Below are 18,909 nucleotides of genomic sequence, written 5' to 3'. Positions count from 1 at the left end.
CGAAAGGAACTGGAAGCACACCAGGGCGATCAGCAACATCGCCACCAGACTGCCGCCGAGCAGGGAGAGAATTTGCACTCTGAGGGATTTACGCAACATCTGGGATCTCGGAAAGCAGGAGGAAGACCGGAGGGCCGCGCAAGCTGGCAACAAGGCGCAACGCAGCCCGGTTACGGGCAGGCCAAAAAAAGGCTGCCATCAAGCAATGGCAGCCAGGTCGAGCACTTACGCAACAGTTGAGCTAGATACTCTCAGGCAAGTACTACAGAAATGTTACGAGGCCACTACAAGCTACCCCGTGGTGAACTGCAAGGCCGCAAGCCGCGCATAAAGCGGGCTCTCTTCGATCAACTGGCGATGCGTCCCCACCGCCACCAGCCTGCCCTTGTCGATGACCGCGATACGGTCGGCATGCTGGACCGTAGCCAGACGATGGGCGATCACCAGTGTGGTGCGCCCGGCCATCAGGCTGGGCAGCGCCTGCTGGATAAGGTGTTCGCTTTGTGCGTCGAGTGCGCTGGTGGCTTCGTCCAGCAACAGGATCGGCGCATCGACCAGCAACGCACGGGCAATGGCCAGGCGCTGCCGCTGCCCGCCGGACAAGCCGATGCCGCCCTCGCCCAGCTGTGTCTGGTAGCCCTGCGGCAATTGCCGGATGAATGCGTCGGCATGGGCACCCCGGGCGGCTGCCTCGACCTCGGCCAGGGTCGCCTCGGGCCGGCCATAGCGGATGTTGGCCTCGACCGTGCCGCGAAACAGCGAGGGGTTCTGTGCCACCAGGGCGAACTGCTGGCGCAGGTGATTGGGGTCAAGTTCGGTGATCGCCTTGCCATCGAGAAGGATGCACCCCTGCTGGGGGTCGTAGAAGCGCAGCAACAAATCGAACAAGGTCGACTTGCCCGCCCCCGACGGGCCCACCAGTGCCACGGTCTGCCCCGGCTCGATGGTCAGGCTCAGGCCATCGACAGCCGCCACCGAGGGCCGTGACGGATAGGCGAACACCAACTGCTGCAGCTCGATACGCCCACTGGCCCGCTGCTGCGGCAGCACCTGCGCCACGGCGGGCGGCAGGATTGCACTGCGCGCCGCCAACAGTTCGGCAATGCGCTCGGCGGCGCCCGCCGCCCTTTGCAACTCGCCGATTACCTCGCTGAGGGTGCCGAAGGCACTGCCGACGATCAGGCTGTAGAACACGAACGCGGCCAGTTCGCCCGCGGAAATGCGTCCGGCGATCACATCCATGCCGCCAACCCACAACATCACCCCCACCGCTCCCAGTACCAGCACGATCACCAGGGTGATAAGCCAGGCACGCTGGGCAATACGCTGCCGGGCCACGGCAAAAGCCGCTTCGACCGTACCGGCGAACAGCTGGCGGTCATGCGCCTGGTGGTTGTAGGCCTGCACGGTCTTGATCTGCCCGAGGGTCTCGGCCACATAGCTGCCCACATCGGCTACCCGGTCCTGGCTCTGCCGCGACAGGCTGCGTACCCGGCGGCCAAACAGCAGGATCGGCGCCAGCACCAGCGGCAGGGCCACCACCACGATGCTGGTGAGCTTGGGATTGGTGATAAACAGCAACACCACACCACCGATGACCATCAGCGCGTTGCGCAGGAACATCGACAGCGAAGAGCCGATTACCGATTGCAGCAAGGTGGTGTCGGCGGTCAGGCGCGACTGGATCTCGGAGCTGCGGTTGTCTTCGAAAAACCCGGGATGCAAACCGATCAGGTGGTCGAACACGGCTCGACGGATATCGGCCACGCAGCGCTCGCCGATCCACGACACCAGGTAGAAGCGGCTGAAGGTACCCACCGCCAGGGCCAACACCAGCAGCAGGAACAGGCCGATGGTCTGGTTGAGCTGATGCGCGGAGCGGGTCATGAAGCCCTGGTCCACCAGCAGGCGGATGCCCTGGCCCATGGACAGGGTGATGGCGGCGGTGACTACCAGGGCCAGCAAGGCAAGCATCACCTGGCGACGGTAAGGACGGACAAACTGCCAACCCAGGCGCAAGGCGCGGCGTTGACGTGGGGAAACCGATTCGGGCATGGCGCTGACCACAATGGTGGGAAACCGCAGCCTACCACTCATCCACGCCTGTGGAACCCTTGCAGGGTTGCTATAGCCTATCGGTCTAACCAGGCTATGGAGCTTTACTGCCGTTTCTGTTGGACTGTGCCTGCCGTGACCCTGCAGGTACTGTCACAGGCCAGTCACGGCACAGGGTTAACCTGCGCTTGAACCTGATGAGGAGACAATACATGAGCTTGCAGCATGGCAGCGACAACCAGAAGCCCCGGACCACACCACCGCCGCAGGTGTGCGGTTCGATCATCGATGCGAAGGGGCGCGAAGTACCGATCACCGAGCAGATGATCCAGCAGGCCTGCAAGGCCCTGGAAGAAAGCCGGGTCGAGCGCGTACGCAAAGGTTGATCGGCGAATTCCTTGCAACCCGGCGCTTGCGCCGGGTTTTTATTTGCCTGAATCCTGTACCGGCCCTTTCGCGGGTAAACCCGCTCCCACAGGGACAACACAAGCCTTGAGGTCAGCGGGCTACCTGTGGGAGCGGGTTTACCCGCGAAGAGGCCGGCACAGCTTTCAAATGGCTGTCAGACCAACACCCCACCCAAGGCACTGACCAGCTGCGCCAACTGCGGCGACTCCCCGCGCACGCGCACCGCCAGCCCCTCGATCTCGCGCCGTGGCGGGTACTGCTTGCGCAACTGGTCGAACGCTGCGCGCTGCTGCTGCGGGTCGTCGCTGAGGCTGCGGCGGAAATCGGCATCGTCGCGGCGTGGGTCGTACACTGCGCGGCAAAGGGTGGCCAAGGCCCAGGCCGGGTCGGTGCTGGCATCCAGTTCGATCTGCGCCAGCGGTGGCCGGGGCAGCAAGTCGGCCAGTTGCACCTGTTCATCCACACCGAGGAAGCGGCACAGCGCCTGGTAGATCTGCGCCGTACCACGCTGGCGGCCGTCAAGGCTATAGCCGGCAATGTGCGGCGAAGCCAATGTGCACAGGTCGGCCAGTTGCAGGTCGACCTGCGGCTCACCCTCCCACACATCCAGCACCGCATGCAGGTCTTCGCGGTCCAGCAGCAATTCGCGCAGGGCGGCGTTGTCCACTACCGGGCCACGGCTGGCATTGACCAGCCAGGCACCCGGGCGCAACTGCGCCAGCTGCGCCTGGCCCAGCAGGTGCCAGGTCGGGTGGTCGCCGCCACGCTGCAAGGGGGTGTGCAGGCTGATCACATCGCACTGTTGCAGGATGGTCTCGAGGCTGACGTAGTCACCGCCCTCGGCGGCCTGGCGCAGCGGGTCGCATACCAGTACCTTCCAGCCAAGGCCGTGCAGCACCCGCACCAGGCGGCCACCCACCTCACCCGCGCCCACTACGCCATACACGCGCTCGGGCAGTGCCACGCCATCCAGCTCGGCCAGGGTCAGCAGGCTGCCCAGAACGTAATCGACCACGCCGCGGGCATTGCAGCCCGGTGCGCTGCTCCAGTGGATGCCGGCTTCGGCAAAGTAGTTCAGGTCGAGGTGGTCGGTGCCGATGGTGCAGGTGCCGACGAAGCGCACGCGGCTGCCTTCGAGCAACTGGCGGTCGACCTTGGTCACCGAGCGCACCAGTAGAATGTCGGCGTCCCTTACGCTGGCGGCATCGAGGCTTCGGCCGGGGTAACGGCGGATTTCGCCGAAACCCTGGAAGAAGGCATCGAGCAGCGGGATGTTCTCGTCGGCAACTATCAGCATGGCGCTCTCCTGTCTGGGGAACGCAGTGTAGGCGCAACGCCGGGCGTGTTCCAGAGCGGTTCAGTCGGCTTTCTTGCGGATCCAGTACAGGAAGGTACCGGCGTCTTCCTGCTGCTGCAGCAGTTCGTGGCCGAGGAAGTTGCAGAACTTGGGGATATCGCGGCGGGTCGAGGGGTCGGTGGCGATGACCTTGAGCAGGCCGCCAGCGGCCAGGTTGCGCACGTGCTGGTGCAGCATCATTACCGGTTCCGGGCAGTTCAGGCCGGTGGCGTCGAGGATGGCGTCGGGGGTGAAATCGGTCATGGGGGGCTCCGCAAATGATCGCTATTGTCGCGCATCGCGCGACGTGGTCCAAGCACCGCCTGTGAAGACGCGCCCTGCTCTTGCTCTTGCTCTTGCTCTTGCTCTTGCTCTTGCTCTTGATCTTGATCTTGATCTTGATCTTGATCTTGATCTTGATCTTGATCTTGATCTTGATCTTGATCTTGATCTTGATCTTGATCTTCGCGACTTCAGGAGGCCGAGCAGAGGTCTTGCGGAGGGAGGTGACGGGCATGGATGCCCGTCAAGCGCTGAGGCCCCATGGATGGGGCCTGCAGCGCGTCCTCCCGGGAGCAAGACCGGCGCGAGGGAACCCCGGAGCGTAGCGGAGGGGCCGGATGATGGGAGCGCAGCGTTTTTTGGTTACTTTTTGTCGCGTTTGACAAAAAGTGACTCGCCGTAAGGGCGAAAAGGTGAGTAAGCGTCGCCATCGTAAATGGACTATGCGCGAGATCAAGACCAGTACTTTTCCGCTTTTCGCTCTTCGCTCTTCGCTCTTCGCTCTTCGCTCTTCGCTTTCAAGCGTGGGCATCAACAACAAGGTCAACATTCATTCTCGAAGGTGGCGCTTAATCACCTTTCCGCCCTTACGGCGGGTCACTTTTTGTCAAACGCGACAAAAAGTAACCAAAAAACGCTGGCTCCTATCATCCGGCCCCTACGCTGCGCTCCGGGGTTCCCTCGCTACGGGCCTGCTCCCGGGAGTACGCGCTGCAGGCCCCATCCATGGGGCCTCAGCGCTTGACGGGCATCCATGCCCGTCACCTCCCTCCGCAGCCCCTTCGCTCGGCCTCCTGAAGTCGCAATCGGCGGCGCCTGAACTATCGCGCTTAGAAGCAAAAGCCGAAGCAAGAGCAAGAGCAAAGCGGTTCGCTGTGCTAGCGCGGTTTCAAGTCCAACCGGCGCAGATGGCAGGTCACTTCCTCACGGTCGTGATACAGCTGCTTGCAAGCAATCGACACCTTGATCTTGCGCGCCTTGAAGGTCGCCTCCATGCGGTCGAGCAGCCGGCGTACCTCGGCATAGCGCTGCTTCATCGGCAGCTTCAGGTTGACCACAGCTTCACGGCACAGCCCCTCGCCCAGCCAGGTCTCGATCAGCGAGGTGGTACGGGCCGGTTTCTCGACGATGTCGCACACCATCCAGTCCACCGGCTGCTTCGGTTGCCAGGTGAAACCATCGGCCATCAGGTGCTGGACCAAGCCGGTGTCCATCAGGCTTTCGGCCATCGGCCCGTTGTCGATGGCGGTCACCAGCATGCCCCGGCGCACCAGCTGGTAGGTCCAGCCACCCGGCGAGGCTCCTAGGTCGACACCGGTCATGTCATCGCCCAGGCGCTGCTCCCACTGCTCGCGCGGGATGAACTGGTGCCAGGCCTCTTCCAGTTTGAGCGTCGAGCGGCTGGGCGCCTCGCGGGGGAATTTCAGGCGCGGGATGCCCATGGGCCACAGTGCACTGTTGTTGGCCGGGGCAACACCGGCAAATACCCGGCGGCCGCTGATGAAGGTGAGCAGCAGGCGTGGGCGGCTGGCATCGTCGACCAGGCGGCCGGCCTTTTCCAAAGCCTTGCGCAGCGGCACCTCGAACTTGCGGCAGAAGGTGGACAGTTCCTTGCCCTCGTTACTGTCCAGCACCTCCAGCCACAGGCTGCCGAACACCGGGAACCCGGCCAGATGCGCCAGCAGCACACTGATACGGTCGCTTTCCGGCAGTTCGACATAACCGCCACGAGCCCACTGCCGCGGGAAAATCAGCTGGTTGAAGCGCAGTTCCCCCATCAAGCGCTCGGCACCGCCCTCCTCGCTACAGACAAACTCGGCACTGGCACTCTGCGGCTTGCCTTTGGCATAGCCGGCAACGCCCAGGCGGGCGGCATGTTCGCTGATTTCGGCGCACACCTCACCCTCGAAACCGGGCCGGCAATGCATGAACAGGGTATTCATTTCTCACTCCACTACGGCTGGCGCGCCACAGGCGCCGGCAGGGCGGCGATGATAAAGGAAGATCGGAACCTGCGACACGCCCCGCCGGTCCAGAAAAGGGTCAGATGACGCAAAGCGGTCTAACCTGACCTTTCAGCCAGGTCCGTGCCGTGCGGATCGATACACAGCGGTGCCACCGGCATATCTTGCCAGGCACCGGCGCAGAAGGAGTTGGCAATGCCCTCGCTCGATAGCCTGAATACCCTCAAATCCCTCAAGGTCGGCGACCAGACCTACCACTACTTCAGCCTCACCGAGGCCGCCCGCCAACTGGGCGACCTGCAGCGCCTGCCCATGTCGCTGAAGGTACTGCTGGAAAACCTGCTGCGCTGGGAGGACGGCAAGACTGTCACCGGCGACGACCTGCGCGCGCTCGCCCAATGGCTGGGCGAGCGACGCTCCGACCGCGAGATCCAGTACCGCCCGGCGCGGGTGCTGATGCAGGACTTTACCGGTGTGCCGGCCGTGGTCGACCTGGCCGCCATGCGCGCTGCCATGGCCAAGGCCGGCGGCGACCCGCAGAGGATCAACCCGCTTTCACCCGTGGACCTGGTGATCGACCATTCGGTGATGGTCGACCGCTACGGCACGCCGCAGGCCTTCAGCGAGAACGTCGACATCGAAATGCAGCGCAACGGCGAGCGCTATGCCTTCCTGCGCTGGGGCCAGAGCGCCTTTGACAACTTCCGCGTGGTACCGCCGGGTACTGGTATTTGCCACCAGGTCAACCTCGAATACCTCGGCCGCACCGTCTGGACCCGTGAGGCCGATGGCCGCACCTACGCCTTCCCCGACACCCTGGTCGGTACCGATTCGCATACCACCATGATCAATGGCCTGGGCGTGCTTGGCTGGGGCGTGGGCGGGATCGAAGCGGAGGCAGCCATGCTCGGCCAGCCGGTGTCGATGCTGATCCCTGAAGTGATCGGCTTCAAGCTGACCGGCAAGCTGCGCGAAGGCATCACCGCCACCGACCTGGTGCTGACGGTGACGCAGATGCTGCGCAAGAAGGGCGTGGTGGGCAAGTTCGTCGAGTTCTATGGCGACGGCCTGGCAGAGCTGCCCTTGGCCGACCGGGCAACCATCGCCAACATGGCCCCGGAATACGGTGCCACCTGCGGCTTCTTCCCCGTCGACCAAGTGACCCTGGACTACCTGCGCCTGTCCGGCCGCCCCGAGGCGACGGTGCAATTGGTTGAGCAGTACTGCAAAGCCCAGGGCTTGTGGCGGCAGCCGGGCCAGGAGCCACTGTTCAGCGACAGCCTGGCGCTGGACATGCAAGAGGTCGAGGCCAGCCTGGCCGGGCCCAAGCGGCCGCAGGACCGGGTAGCCCTGGGCCAGGTCAGCCAGGCCTTCGACCACTTCATCGAACTGCAACCCAAACCGCTGGCCAAAGAGGTCAGCCGCCTGGAAAGCGAAGGTGGCGGCGGCGTGGCGGTGGGCAACGCCGACCAGGCTGGGGAGATCGACTACAGCCATGAAGGCCAGACCCACACCCTGCGCGATGGCGCCGTGGTGATTGCCGCGATCACCTCGTGTACCAACACCTCGAACCCCAGTGTGATGATGGCCGCCGGGCTGGTGGCGAAAAAGGCCCTGGAGAAAGGCCTGCAACGCAAACCCTGGGTCAAGAGTTCGCTGGCGCCGGGCTCCAAGGTGGTCACCGACTACTTCAAGGCCGCCGGGCTAACCACCTATCTGGACCAATTGGGGTTCGATCTGGTCGGCTATGGCTGCACAACCTGCATCGGCAACTCCGGCCCGCTGGATGAAGCGATCGAAAAAGCCATCGGCAGCGCCGACCTCACGGTGGCTTCTGTGTTGTCGGGTAACCGCAACTTCGAAGGCCGTGTGCATCCGCTGGTCAAGACCAACTGGCTGGCCTCGCCGCCACTGGTGGTGGCCTATGCCCTGGCCGGCAGCGTACGCCTGGACCTGACCCGCGACCCTCTGGGCACTGGCAAGGATGGTCAACCGGTGTACCTGCGTGACATCTGGCCCAGCCAGCAGGAAATTGCCGCTGCCGTGGCCAAGGTAGACACGGCGATGTTCCACAAGGAATACGCCGAAGTGTTCGCCGGCGATGCACAGTGGCAGGCCATTGAGGTACCGCAGGCGGCCACCTACGTGTGGCAGGCCGATTCTACCTATATCCAGCATCCGCCGTTCTTCGACGACATCGGCGGGCCACCCCCGCAGGTCACCGACATCCAGGGTGCGCGGATCCTGGCACTACTGGGTGACTCGGTGACCACCGACCACATTTCCCCGGCCGGCAACATAAAGGCCGACAGCCCGGCCGGGCGCTACCTGCGTGAGCAGGGCGTGGAACCCCACGACTTCAACTCCTACGGCTCACGGCGTGGCAACCATGAAGTGATGATGCGCGGCACCTTCGCCAACATCCGCATCCGCAACGAAATGCTGGCGGGCGAAGAAGGTGGCAACACCCTGCACGTGCCCAGTGGCGAGAAGCTGTCGATCTACGACGCGGCCATGCGCTACCAGCAGGAAGGCACGCCGCTGGTGGTGATCGCCGGCCAGGAATATGGCACCGGCTCGAGCCGCGACTGGGCCGCCAAAGGCACCAACCTGCTGGGGGTCAAAGCGGTACTGGCGGAAAGCTTCGAGCGCATTCACCGCTCCAACCTGGTAGGCATGGGCGTACTGCCGCTGCAATTCAAGGCCGGCCACAACCGCAAGCAACTGGGACTGACCGGCAAGGAGAAGATCGATGTACTGGGCTTGAACGGTACACAGATCCGCCCGGGCATGAGCCTGCCCTTGCGCATCACCCGCGAGGATGGGCAGCACGAGCAGATCGAGGTGCTGTGCCGGATCGATACCGTGAATGAAGTGGAGTACTTCAAGGCGGGGGGAATATTGCATTATGTGTTGCGGCAGCTGATTGCTGGTTGAGGCGCGTATGCTTGGGGCTGCTGTGCAGCCCCAATATTGTTCAACGAGAAGGACCACTCGTGCCTCGCTTCCACCTGATCGCACTTTTACTCCTGGCACTCGGCTACACCCTCGCCCTGAGCCAGGGCAACCTCGGCATCACCACCCTGCCAACCTTTCTCGCCCTGCTTGCCAGCGCCCTACTCGCTCGCCGCCCCCAGCGCTGGCAACAAGCTCTCGGCCACACGTTGTTCATCCTCTTGGCCATCGCCCTGGCATTGCACTGGCTGCCCGGCTTCAACGCTGCCAAGGTCATCGACGGCGTTGCCCTCAGCCCTGGCGCCCTGCCCTTCACGATGTACCTGAACCTGGACAAACCCCTGATCGGCGCCTGGCTGCTGCTGGCCTGCCCTTGGCTGTTCCTGTGGCGCAGCCAGGGCCTGGCGACCAGCCTGCTGTACGCCCTGCCCCTGACACTGCTTGCCTGCCTGGGCGGCGCCTGGGCAATGGGCATGCTGGCCTGGGCCCCGAAATGGCCCGACCAAGCCTGGCTCTGGCTGCTGAACAACCTGCTGCTGGTAAGCCTGACCGAAGAACTGTTGTTCCGCGGCTACATCCAGGCCGGCCTGCAACGGCTGCTGCGCCACCAAGGGCTGGCATTGTTCGCCGCCGCCTTGCTGTTCGGCCTGGCCCACCTGGGGGCCGGCTGGCAATGGGTATACCTGGCTACCCTTGCCGGTATCGGCTACGGCCTGGCGTACCGCTGGGGCGGCGTGGCGGCTGCGGTGCTCTGCCATTTTGGCCTGAACCTGGTGCATTTCACCCTGTTCAGCTATCCGATGCTGGCTCTTGGCTAGCCAGTCGGTCATCATTCGACTTATCCGTCATTAAACAGCAGTAAAAACGAAATAATGACGCTAAATTACTTGAACGTGCTCGTTGGCTAACCCAGATCGAAGTGATGGCCTGTTGCCACAGGTCAAGCACATTAATTATTCATTCAATAAAACCAGCGGCTTGCCGATACCAGTCGAAAGCCCTGCGGACTATCAACCCATGCGTAACAACCAGCCGATTACCCAGAGAGAACGGACTTTCCCTGCCCAGCAGCGGTTGATCTCCACCACCAATGCCAAAGGTGTGATCACTTACTGCAACGATGCCTTCGTCGAGATCAGTGGTTTCACCCGCGAAGAACTGACCGGTGCCCCGCATAACCTGGTGCGTCACCCCGATGTGCCGCCAGCGGTGTTTGCCCACATGTGGCAAACCCTCAAGCAGGGCCAGCCGTGGATGGGCATCGTCAAGAACCGCTGCAAGTCCGGCGACCATTACTGGGTCAACGCCTATGTCACGCCGATCTTCGACAACAACCAGGTGGTCGGCTTCGAATCGGTGCGGGTCAAGCCCACCGCCGAGCAGGTCCGCCGCGCCGAGGCGCTGTACCAGCGCATCAACCAGGGCAAGCCGCCGGTACCGCGCCGGGACAAGTGGCTACCGGTGCTGCAGGACTGGTTGCCGTTCATCCTGATCAGCCAGGTGGGCTTCCTGATCGGCAACTGGCTGGGCCATTCCTGGGGCTTCGCCCTGGCTGCCGGGCTTTCCGTACCGCTGGGCCTGCTGGGCCTGAGCTGGCAGCAGCGCGGCCTCAAGCGCCTGCTGCGCCTGGCCGAGCAAACCACCTCCGACCCGCTGATCGCGCAGATGTACACCGACAGCCGGGGCGTGCAGGCGCGCCTGGAAATGGCCATGCTCAGCCAGGACGCGCGCATGAAAACCTGCCTGACCCGCCTGCAGGACAGCGCCGAACACCTCAGCGAACAGGCGCGCCAGTCTGACGCGCTTGCGCACAAGAGCTCTTCGGGCCTGGAGCGCCAGCGGGTGGAGACCGAGCAGGTTGCCGCTGCGGTCAACCAGATGGCCGCCACCACTCAGGAAGTGGCCAACCACGTGCAACGCACCGCCGATGCCACCCAGGAAGCCAACCGCCTGACCAGCCAGGGCCGGCAGATTGCCGGTGAAACCCGCGAGGCCATCGAGCGCCTGTCGGCGGCGGTGGGCGAAACCGGCCAGACGGTGACGCAACTGGCCAAGGACAGCGACGAGATTGGTGGCGTGGTCGATGTGATCAAGGGCATCGCCGACCAGACCAACCTGCTGGCGCTGAACGCGGCCATCGAAGCGGCACGTGCCGGTGAAATGGGCCGAGGCTTTGCCGTGGTGGCCGACGAAGTGCGCCAGCTGGCCCAGCGCACTGCCGAATCCACCGGGCAGATCCACGGCCTGATCGCCAAGCTGCAACAAACCGCCAGCAATGCCGTACTGACCATGGAAACCGGCCATCGCCAGGCGCAGGAAGGCGTCGACCGTGTGATGCAGGCCGACGAGGCGCTGGTGGGTATCAGTGAAGCGGTGGCCAACATCACCGACATGGCTACCCAGATTGCTGCAGCGACCGAAGAGCAGACTGCAGTGGCTGACGAGATCAGCCGCAACATCAGCACCATCGCCGACCTGGCCGACCAGACTGCCGAACAGGCCCAGCACTCGGCGCTGCTCAGCGAAGAGCTGACCAGTACGGCGGGTACCCAGTACTCGCTGGTGGAGCGGTTCAACCGCTAAGGCGGCTTCCACAGGTACGGCATGCACTTTATACCTGCGCCGTACCTGTGGGAGTAACTGTCTTGCTCAAAATCCAAAAGATTGCGCGATCACTGTGGGAGCGGGTTCACCCGCGAACACCGGCGAAGCCGGTGCCATCCAGCGCGCAGGCTTCTTCGCGGGTGAACCCGCTCCCACAGGGGGCCGCGCAAGCCTTCAGAGTGCATTCACGACAGTTGCTCATGCAACGAGCGCGTGAGCATTACCAATCCAGCTGCAAACAGCTCTCGAAGTAGCGTTCTTCCCCGCTCAGCGGGTCTGCAAAGCGCAGGCTCTGCGCCAGCAACTTCAGCGGCCGCTGGTAGTCGTCCTCGTCGTTGAGAAGCTGCGGATAGAATGGGTCATTGCAGATCCCCGCCCCCAGCGCTGCCATGTGCACGCGCAACTGATGGGTCTTGCCAGTTACCGGCGACAGCCCGTAACGCCAAAGCTCGCCATTCTTCTCCAGCACTTCGGCCAGGGTTTCGCTGTTGGCCTCCCCCTCTACCTCGTGCATGCGGAAAAACGGCTCGCCATGAACCAGGCGGCTTTTGTGCACCAGCGGGAAATCGTGCTGCGGCATGGCCGCCGCAATTGCCTGGTAGCGCTTGTCGATGCGTCGTTCGGGGAACAGCCGCTGGTAGGCACTGCGGCTCTGCGGGTTGGCGGAAAACAGCACAAGCCCGGCGGTATGCCGGTCGATACGGTGCAACGGCACCAGATGCGGGTTGCCCAGGCGGCGGATCAGGCGGCGCAGCAAGGTCTGTTCGACGTATTCACCAGTCGGCGTCACAGGCAGGAAATGCGGCTTGTCGGCTACCACCAGGTGCTCATCCACATGCAGTATGGCCTCCTGCACCGGGATCGGCCGCTCGTTTGGCACCTCACGGAAGTAGTGCAATCGCATACCGCGCTTGTAAGGCAGTTCGGCAGAAACCGCCCGCCCTTCGGCATCAAGCACCCGGCCACGAGCAAAACGATCGAGCCACTGGGCGCGGTCGATGGCCTTGAAATGGTCACACAGGCAGTCGAGCACCGTCGCCCAGTTACCGGGGGGCAGGCACACCGTGCTGGCTTGCTGGCGGGCGGGGTCGAAAGGCGTGGTCATGGCAGGGCTCGAAACGTTCACGGCCGCGCATTATCCCCCAAGCCCGCGCCCTCAACCAGCCTGGGCAATGGCCTCGCAGCGCTCCTTCAACCAGCGCAACACCTGCACCGGCTCCCAGCGCCCAGGGTCGTAGAGGGCATACAGCAACCCCTGATACCCCACCACATCCAGCCCGCGGTGATAGCCGGCACGCTGGAACAGGGCCTCGATCTCGGCGAAGCAGGTATTGAAGTGGACCTTGCCGAACGGCGTGCGGTCATCGGTCACCAGGCCTTCGAGGCGCAGTTCCAGAACAGCGTCGGCCACCCGCTCGACGGGCATGCGGTTGACGCTGTACTTGAGTTGCTCGACATTGAGCATGGCTTCACCTCGACACTGTATTTATATACAGCATACGAATATCCTCTTACCGCCGTCAATGCGCTTCATTGCAGGCCCGGCAGATAGCCGGTGCCTTTACGGATGGTCAACACCTGGCGCCGAGGGGCGCCGCGCGACACGGCCAGGTGCACCCAGTCATCGAATTCGAGGATCAGCTGGTCGAAGGGGATGGTGCTTTCGCTGATCCGTCGCACAACCTCGCGCGGGGTCACTTCAATCACCGTGAAATCAGCCGCCAGCCCCTGCAGATGCTTGCTCGTCAGCGTCCCGCCAATGCGCTGATTGACTGCGGGGCTGCGATAACCACTGCTGACGATGACCGGTGCGCCGAACAGCGCGCGCACCTGCTCCAGTGCATTGCACAGCAACTGCAGGTTGGCACGCGCCTCGGCTGGAGGATTGTTGTCGAGCCCTTCCCTGGCGGCGAGCTGCGAAACAGTCATTTCATCGAGGGTGAAATGGGGGGTAATGCGCATGGCTGGATTCCTGATGACCGGTGAAGGATGCCGGCCTCAACGTGCCGGCAGCGGATCATCACAACGCTGCACACCGCATGGAGCAGGGACAGACCTCCCCTGGCGCAATTACTGCGCGAGAAACGCCACCACCTGTTCGGCATCGAACGGCCAGTGCAGCTCGGCGCCGTTGTCACAACGGCGCAGCACCGGAATGATCAGGCCATAGCGTTCGAACAGAGTTTCGTTCTCGGCAATGTCGACCAGTTCCACCAGCAGGCCATGATCGACGAAGGGCATCAGCACGGCCTCGGCCACTTCACACAGGTGGCAGCCGAGGGTGCCGAACAGTTGGCATTCAGGCAGCATGGGGCAAGTCCGCTTTGGCAGGGAGAAACCTATTCTAGGTCCGTCCTGCCCACAGTGCACCTGACCTGGCTCAATCCTGGCTGGTGGCGCCGATACGGTGTAGCGACAGGTCCGCGCCCTGGAATTCCTGCTCATGGCTCAAGCGCAGCCCATGCAGCGCGCGGATTGCACCATACACGGCAAAACCGCCGGCCAATGCCACCACCACGCCCATCAGGCTGCCCAGCAATTGGCTGACCAGGCTGACACCGCCCATGCCACCCAGCACCTCCTGGCCGAAGATGCCGCAGGCCATGCCACCCCATACGCCGCACAGGCCATGCAACGGCCACACACCCAGCACATCGTCGATCTTCCAGCGGTTCTGCGCCGCGGTGAAGGTCCAGACGAACAGCGCACCCGCCACCAGGCCGGTGGCCAGCGCACCAATCGGGTGCATCAGGTCGGAACCGGCACAAACCGCTACCAGCCCGGCCAGCGGCCCGTTATGCAGGAAGCCCGGGTCGTTACGCCCGGCCAGCAAGGCCGACAGGGTGCCACCGACCATGGCCATCAGCGAGTTGATCGCCACCAGGCCGCTGACACCTTGCAGGGTCTGGGCACTCATGACGTTGAAGCCAAACCAGCCGATGATCAGGATCCACGACCCCAATGCCAGAAAGGGAATGCTCGAAGGGGCAAAAGCCACCAACCGGCCATCGCGGTAGCGCCCACGGCGCGCGCCCAGCAGCAACACCGCCGCCAGCGCCAGCCAGCCGCCCATGGCATGCACCACCACCGAGCCGGCAAAATCATGGAACGGCGCGCCGAAGCGTGCCTGCAACCAGGCCTGAACGCCCAGGTTGCCGTTCCACACCACGCCCTCGAAGAACGGATAGATGAACGCTACGATCAACGCCGTGGCACACAGTTGCGGCACAAATCGCGCCCGCTCCGCGATGCCCCCGGAGATGATTGCCGGGATCGCCGCAGCGAAGGTCAGCAGGAAAAAGCACTTGACCAGCGCATAGCCATGGTCGGCCGCCAACGCTGCCGCCGGCTGGAAGAAGCTGACCCCGTAGGCGATCCAGTAGCCGATGAAGAAGTACACCAATGCCGAAATAGCGAAGTCGCTGAGAATCTTCGACAAGGCGTTGACCTGGTTCTTGTGGCGTACAGTGCCCACTTCGAGAAACGCGAAGCCGGCATGCATGGCCAGCACCAGGATGGCGCCCATGAGAATGAACAGGGTGTTTGAACCGTGGACCAGAGAGTCCATCGCGCTGTGCATGTTTTCCATGAAATAGGCAGACCTGCTGAAAAAGGCACCAGGACAGTTCAAGAACCTGCATCCCTGCACCGAATCGGTGCCAGCTCCCTGCCCCGTTTCGGTGAACCGGGCGGAGCCTGCTTGGTTTTTTCTTGGGTTTGTCGTGGATTGAGTTAAGGTTTATCGGTATCCGCTGCGCTGACGCCCTGAATCGGCGCAATACCCGACCAGGGCGCCCCGCAACGTGGCAAAGCCTTAGCAAGGCCCATACCAGCGCCGGTACTTGAACCTTCCGCGCGTGCTATCACTCGAACTACCAACACTCATCGACAGGGAGATACCCATGGCCAGCAAATCGGCAAAGACTGCACAAGAGATATTGATGGCTGACTTCCAGGCACTGGTCCGCGACACCGAGAAGCTGCTGGCCGACACTGCCAACCTGGCAGGCGACCAGGCTGACGAGTTGCGTGAACAGATCCACGACCGCCTGACCCAGGCCCGCGAAACCCTGCAACTGACCCAGGACTCGGTGCGGGAACGCGGCCAGGCAGCATTGAGCAGTGCCGAACAGTACGTGCAGGAAAAACCGTGGCAGGCGATCGGCATTGCCGCTGGCGTCGGCCTGTTGATCGGCCTGCTGGCCAACCGGCGCTGAGGGGTTTCCATGGAGAACGACGCCAACGGCGCCAGCGCCTCGGGCAAGCGCCTGGGGGCGGCTGCCCTGGGGCTGCTGCACAGCCACATCGAACTGTTCGGCATCGAATTGCAGGAGCAGAAGGGCCGCACCTTGAGCCTGCTGCTGTTCGCCGGCCTCGCCCTGGTATTCGCCCTGCTTCTGCTGACGGCGTTGTCCGGGCTGTTGCTGGTGCTGCTGTGGGATAGCTATCGCCTGGCCGGCATCATTGGCCTGTGCGTGTTCTACGGCATAGCCGCGCTGTATTGCGGCTTGCGCCTGAAGGCCGCGGTGTTCGACGAATCGTCGCCCTTCGGCGCCACCCTCGAGGAACTTGCCAAGGACCGGGAGCGCCTGTTGCCATGAGCCTGCCAGAATTGCCAAACACCCGAAACCCGCGGGAACTGCGCAAGGCGCTGCTGCGCCTGCGCATGGAAATGCACCGCCAGGAAATCCGCCACGAGTCCGCGCAGTTGCTTGAGCCACTGCGCCGCGTGCGCGGCATGGGCAGCTCGTTGCACGACGGGCTGGGCATCAAGCATGCGCCGCTGTGGGGGATTGGCGCAGTGGTGGCGCTGGGTTTCCTCACCGGCAAGGGCGTGCGCAGCGGCAACCTGGCGCGGCTGTTGCGCCTGGGCACCAGCCTGCTGCCGCTGCTGCGCCTGTACCTGCAAGGCAGCCGCCGCCCCTGACCATCGCGATCCTTGTAGGAGCAGCCTTGTGCTGCGAAGAGGCCGGGAGCGGCGAGGAATTTGTATCGATCAAACGGACCTCTTCGCAGCACAAGGCTGCTCCTACAGGATATGCTGCTGCCTTCGACCTACAGGAGACCGCGCCTTGGACTGGCATACCCTGCTCACCCGCGAACGCCTGGGCAAAGCCCTGTACAGCGCCGATGAACTCGGGCGCAGCCCCTTCCACAAGGACCACGACCGAATCATCTTCTCCGGTGCCTTCCGCCGCCTCGGGCGCAAGACCCAGGTGCACCCGGTTTCCAGCAACGACCATATCCATACACGCCTGACCCACTCGCTGGAAGTCAGCTGCGTCGGCCGCTCGCTGGGAATGCGCGTCGGCGAAACCCTGCGCGACAGCCTGCCGGACTGGTGCGCCCCCAGCGACCTGGGGATGATCGTGCAGTCGGCTTGCCTGGCCCATGACATCGGCAACCCACCGTTCGGCCACTCTGGCGAAGACGCCATCCGGCACTGGTTCCAGCAGGCCGCCGGGCGTGGCTGGCTGGATGACATGAGCGACGACGAGCGCGCCGACTTCCTCAACTTCGAAGGTAACGCCCAAGGCTTTCGCGTACTCACCCAGCTGGAGTACCACCAGTTCGACGGCGGTACTCGGCTGACCTATGCCACCCTCGGCACTTACCTGAAGTACCCGTGGAGCGCACGCCACGCCGACGCCCTGGGCTACAAGAAGCACAAGTTCGGCAGTTACCAGAGCGAACTGCCGCTGCTCGAGCAAATCGCCCGCAAGCTCGGCCTGCCGCAACTGGAACACCAGCGCTGGGCGCGCCACCCGCTGGTCTACCTGATGGAGGCTGCAGATGACATCTGCTACGCGCTGATCGACCTGGAAGACGGCCTGGAAATGGAGCTGCTGCAATACGCCGAAGTCGAAGCACTGCTGCTCGATCTGGTCGGCGATGACCTGCCGGAAACCTACCGTCAGCTCGGCCCTGGCGATTCCCGGCGGCGCAAGCTGGCGATCCTGCGCGGCAAGGCCATCGAGCACCTGACCAACGCTGCCGCCCGTGCCTTCGTCGAGCAGCAGCAGGCCTTGCTGGCCGGGCAGCTGGCGGGCGACCTGGTCGAACACATGCACGGCCCGGCCAAGCGCTGCGTGCTGCAGGCCAAGGACATGGCACGCAACAAGATTTTCCAGGACAAGCGCAAGACCCTGCACGAGATCGGCGCCTACACCACGCTGGAAATCTTGCTGAACACCTTCTGCGGGGCTGCCCTCGAGCAGCACGGTGGACGCACGCCCTCGTTCAAGAGCCGCCGGGTATTGGACCTGATCGGCAACAATGCCCCCGACCCACACGGCTCGCTGCACAGCGCCTTCCTGCGCATGATCGACTTCATCGCGGGGATGACCGACAGCTATGCCAGTGAAATGGCCCGGGAAATGACCGGGCGCTCCAGCCCGACCTGAGCCCTGCCGGTGCAGCCCGGACATCGCCCGTAGCTGCACCGCACATTGTGGGAAACTTCCTACATATACTGGCGACAAGTTAAACGGCACGAATAAAAGTAAATGAAAAGTTACCAATCACGCTTTGACAATGAATTAAACGCGCTTATTTCGTAGCCCGAATTGTTTTATCTTGTAAGCCATTTCCCATATAGGGCTAATAGCCCTTCCTCGCATGCCCGATGACTTTCAACTGCGATAAGGTGCCGCCTGTCACCCTCAATCGCCCGCAGGGAAGTTGAACATGCATTCCATATTTATCGTCGACGACCATCCCGTCATCCGCCTGGCCGTTCGTATGTTGCTGGAAAACCAGAATTACAAGGTTGTCGGCGAGTCGGACAATGGCGTGGACGCCATGCAGATGATTCGCGAAGCCGCGCCAGACCTGGTCATCCTCGACATCAGCATCCCCAAACTGGACGGGCTGGAGGTGCTTGCCCGGTTCCAGGCCATGGCCTTGCCCGTGAAGGTACTGGTACTGACCGCGCAATCTCCCGCATTGTTTGCCGTACGCTGCATGCACTCGGGTGCTGCAGGCTATGTGTGCAAGCAGGAGGACCTGAGCGAACTGCTCAGTGCAGTAAAGGCCGTGCTGGCTGGTTACAACTATTTCCCCAGCCAGGCAATCAAGCATAACCAGGCGGTAGATGCCGACCTGCAACTTTTCCGTCAGGTGAATGACCGCGAACTGATGGTGCTGCAACTATTCGCCCAAGGCCGCAGCAACAAGGAAATTGCCAAAGGCATGTTCCTCAGCAGCAAGACCGTCAGTACCTACAAGAAGCGCCTCATGCACAAACTTCAGGTCAATACGCTGGTCGATCTGATTGAAATGGCCAAACGCAACGCGCTGGTCTGA

Annotated in this window: 18 protein-coding genes; 9 read left to right on the top strand and 9 right to left on the bottom strand. The window is 63.1% G+C overall.

Annotation, left to right across the window (positions count from 1 at the left end; genetic code table 11):
• Positions 1-291 precede the first annotated feature (291 nt).
• The gene (locus QN085_RS08240) at positions 292-2,055 is read right to left on the bottom strand and encodes an ABC transporter transmembrane domain-containing protein (protein ID WP_031324565.1); all 1,764 of its coding nucleotides are present in this window, start codon (positions 2,053-2,055) and stop codon (positions 292-294) included.
• Positions 2,056-2,267: 212 nt separating this feature from the next.
• Between QN085_RS08240 and QN085_RS08235 the strand changes: the two genes are divergently transcribed.
• Complete coding sequence (locus QN085_RS08235; protein ID WP_013971693.1) at positions 2,268-2,441, top strand: PA1571 family protein; 174 nt, start codon at positions 2,268-2,270, stop codon at positions 2,439-2,441.
• A 176-nt stretch (positions 2,442-2,617) separates the two neighbouring features.
• Here QN085_RS08235 and pdxB read toward each other — a convergent pair whose 3' ends face one another.
• The 3 genes from pdxB to rlmM all read right to left on the bottom strand — a co-directional run bounded on the left by pdxB (position 2,618) and on the right by rlmM (position 6,024).
• Positions 2,618-3,760, bottom strand: coding sequence for a 4-phosphoerythronate dehydrogenase PdxB (pdxB, locus tag QN085_RS08230; protein WP_013971692.1), 1,143 nt, complete (start codon positions 3,758-3,760; stop codon positions 2,618-2,620).
• Positions 3,761-3,820: 60 nt separating this feature from the next.
• Entirely contained in the window at positions 3,821-4,063 is a 243-nt protein-coding gene (tusA, locus tag QN085_RS08225; protein WP_003248727.1) for a sulfurtransferase TusA, read from the bottom strand.
• Positions 4,064-4,959: 896 nt separating this feature from the next.
• Positions 4,960-6,024, bottom strand: coding sequence for a 23S rRNA (cytidine(2498)-2'-O)-methyltransferase RlmM (gene rlmM / locus QN085_RS08220; RefSeq protein ID WP_013971691.1), 1,065 nt, complete (start codon positions 6,022-6,024; stop codon positions 4,960-4,962).
• A gap of 216 nt (positions 6,025-6,240) precedes the next feature.
• Here rlmM and acnA point away from each other — a divergent pair, with 216 nt between their 5' ends.
• The 3 genes from acnA to QN085_RS08205 all read left to right on the top strand — a co-directional run bounded on the left by acnA (position 6,241) and on the right by QN085_RS08205 (position 11,583).
• Positions 6,241-8,982: an aconitate hydratase AcnA gene (gene acnA, locus QN085_RS08215; protein ID WP_024086573.1), complete on the top strand. Its 2,742-nt coding sequence runs from the start codon at positions 6,241-6,243 to the stop codon at positions 8,980-8,982.
• Positions 8,983-9,041: 59 nt separating this feature from the next.
• Positions 9,042-9,818, top strand: a complete 777-nt coding sequence (locus QN085_RS08210; protein WP_013971689.1) for a CPBP family intramembrane glutamic endopeptidase — start codon at positions 9,042-9,044, stop codon at positions 9,816-9,818.
• A gap of 199 nt (positions 9,819-10,017) precedes the next feature.
• Entirely contained in the window at positions 10,018-11,583 is a 1,566-nt protein-coding gene (locus tag QN085_RS08205; RefSeq protein ID WP_023661721.1) for a methyl-accepting chemotaxis protein, read from the top strand.
• A 241-nt stretch (positions 11,584-11,824) separates the two neighbouring features.
• On the opposite strand, the gene QN085_RS08200 is transcribed toward QN085_RS08205, so the two are convergent.
• The 5 genes from QN085_RS08200 to QN085_RS08180 form a co-directional block, all read right to left on the bottom strand.
• On the bottom strand, positions 11,825-12,709 hold the full coding sequence (locus QN085_RS08200) for a pseudouridine synthase (protein WP_015269509.1): 885 nt from the start codon (positions 12,707-12,709) through the stop codon (positions 11,825-11,827).
• 51 nt (positions 12,710-12,760) lie between these two features.
• Complete coding sequence (locus QN085_RS08195) at positions 12,761-13,069, bottom strand: hypothetical protein (RefSeq protein WP_004376097.1); 309 nt, start codon at positions 13,067-13,069, stop codon at positions 12,761-12,763.
• A gap of 65 nt (positions 13,070-13,134) precedes the next feature.
• Complete coding sequence (locus QN085_RS08190; protein WP_023661723.1) at positions 13,135-13,566, bottom strand: D-Ala-D-Ala carboxypeptidase family metallohydrolase; 432 nt, start codon at positions 13,564-13,566, stop codon at positions 13,135-13,137.
• Between the two features lie 108 nt (positions 13,567-13,674).
• Positions 13,675-13,914 (bottom strand): glutaredoxin family protein, encoded by a 240-nt coding sequence (locus QN085_RS08185; RefSeq protein WP_004376101.1) that lies wholly within the window; start codon positions 13,912-13,914, stop codon positions 13,675-13,677.
• Between the two features lie 70 nt (positions 13,915-13,984).
• A complete protein-coding gene (locus QN085_RS08180) occupies positions 13,985-15,193 on the bottom strand; it encodes an ammonium transporter (protein WP_015269506.1) in 1,209 nt (402 codons plus the stop codon).
• Positions 15,194-15,506: 313 nt separating this feature from the next.
• Between QN085_RS08180 and QN085_RS08175 the strand changes: the two genes are divergently transcribed.
• From QN085_RS08175 to QN085_RS08155, 5 genes are all read left to right on the top strand, one after another.
• Positions 15,507-15,821: an ElaB/YgaM/YqjD family protein gene (locus QN085_RS08175; protein WP_013971684.1), complete on the top strand. Its 315-nt coding sequence runs from the start codon at positions 15,507-15,509 to the stop codon at positions 15,819-15,821.
• Positions 15,822-15,830: 9 nt separating this feature from the next.
• Positions 15,831-16,205 carry a phage holin family protein gene (locus QN085_RS08170; protein WP_013971683.1) on the top strand — a complete coding sequence of 125 codons (375 nt, stop codon included), beginning with the start codon at positions 15,831-15,833 and terminating at the stop codon, positions 16,203-16,205.
• Positions 16,202-16,531, top strand: coding sequence for a hypothetical protein (locus tag QN085_RS08165; protein WP_013971682.1), 330 nt, complete (start codon positions 16,202-16,204; stop codon positions 16,529-16,531). The genes QN085_RS08170 and QN085_RS08165 overlap by 4 nt, the downstream gene beginning before the upstream one ends.
• 145 nt (positions 16,532-16,676) lie before the next feature.
• Positions 16,677-18,008, top strand: a complete 1,332-nt coding sequence (locus QN085_RS08160; protein ID WP_013971681.1) for a deoxyguanosinetriphosphate triphosphohydrolase — start codon at positions 16,677-16,679, stop codon at positions 18,006-18,008.
• Positions 18,009-18,291: 283 nt separating this feature from the next.
• Positions 18,292-18,909: a response regulator transcription factor gene (locus QN085_RS08155; RefSeq protein ID WP_031324623.1), complete on the top strand. Its 618-nt coding sequence runs from the start codon at positions 18,292-18,294 to the stop codon at positions 18,907-18,909.

This window comes from Pseudomonas sp. M2(2023) (assembly GCF_030263955.1).
In the GTDB taxonomy this organism is placed as follows: domain Bacteria; phylum Pseudomonadota; class Gammaproteobacteria; order Pseudomonadales; family Pseudomonadaceae; genus Aquipseudomonas; species Aquipseudomonas asiatica.
Note: the sequence above shows the minus strand (reverse complement) of the source record. Positions and strands in the feature narration are given on the sequence as shown.